General features: G+C 72.1%; 1 protein-coding gene and 1 pseudogene. Both read right to left on the bottom strand.

Annotated elements, in window-relative coordinates; genetic code table 11:
- The coding region (locus tag FS845_RS26395; RefSeq protein ID WP_144641677.1) for an alpha/beta fold hydrolase at positions 1 to 592 on the bottom strand (592 nt) is incomplete at its 3' end.
- A gap of 16 nt (positions 593 to 608) precedes the next feature.
- Positions 609 to 897: pseudogene (locus FS845_RS26390) on the bottom strand (Asp/Glu racemase); the annotation flags it as partial.

Here is an 897-nt window from a genome sequence, read left to right as displayed (position 1 = left end):
TATGGAAACCGTCGAAGCTGGCCAGGATGGCGCGCTCGTCGCAGGTGTGCAGCCACTGGGCGCGCAGCTGGCGCTGTTCCTCGGTCCACGTCGGGCAGTACGCCAGCATGTCCTCGGCCGTCATGCCGGCGCGCGCCTGCGCCATCGAGCCCACGTACCACGGCAGCTTGGCGGGATACGGACGGCGGCCCGGGCCGGACACCGGCGGGTCCACCATCACCAGCCGGGCCAGCGCCGCCGGCTGCGTGCGCGCGGCGCGGATGCCGATGCGCGCGCCCATCGAGTGGCCGACCAGGCTGTAGCGTTCCAGGCCCAGCGCCTGCGCGAAGGCCAGCACGTCGGCCGCCTGCGCGTCCAGGCCATAGTCCAGCGACGCATCGGCCTGCGACAGGCCGCGGCCGCGCACGTCCAGCACGTAGGTGTCGAAGACCTGGCCGAAGCGCTCGGCCACGTAGCCCCAGGTGACGGCCGGGCTGGTGATGCCCGGCACGATGATGACCGGGTCGCGGTCCGCTTGCGCGCCGCCATAGCGCAGGTAGTGCTGGCGGATGCCGTTGGCGTGCACGTGCGCGCCGTATTGGAAGGTGCTCATCGTGGCCTCCTCGGGATCAATACGCGCCCGACAGCAGCGCGCCCGCGCCCGGCACCACGGGCTCCAGGCCCAGCGACTTCAGCATGGCGTAGGTGGTGGCCACCGCGGCCGTCACCACCGGCTTGCCCGTCAGCGCCTCGACCTTGGCGATGGCCGGCAGCGACGGCATCTGCACGCAGGCCGACAGCACGATCACGTCGGCGTCCTGGTACTTCAGGCCCTGCACGATCTCGGGCAGGCGCGCCGCGTCGTGGCGGCCCACGTCCAGGTTGTCCGGGATCTCCAGCGCGCGGTAGTCGACGACT

The organism is Bordetella genomosp. 13, assembly GCF_007679965.1.
Taxonomy (GTDB): domain Bacteria; phylum Pseudomonadota; class Gammaproteobacteria; order Burkholderiales; family Burkholderiaceae_B; genus Bordetella.
The sequence above is the reverse complement of the archived record's forward strand: the minus strand, read 5'-3'. Positions and strand labels throughout refer to the sequence as shown.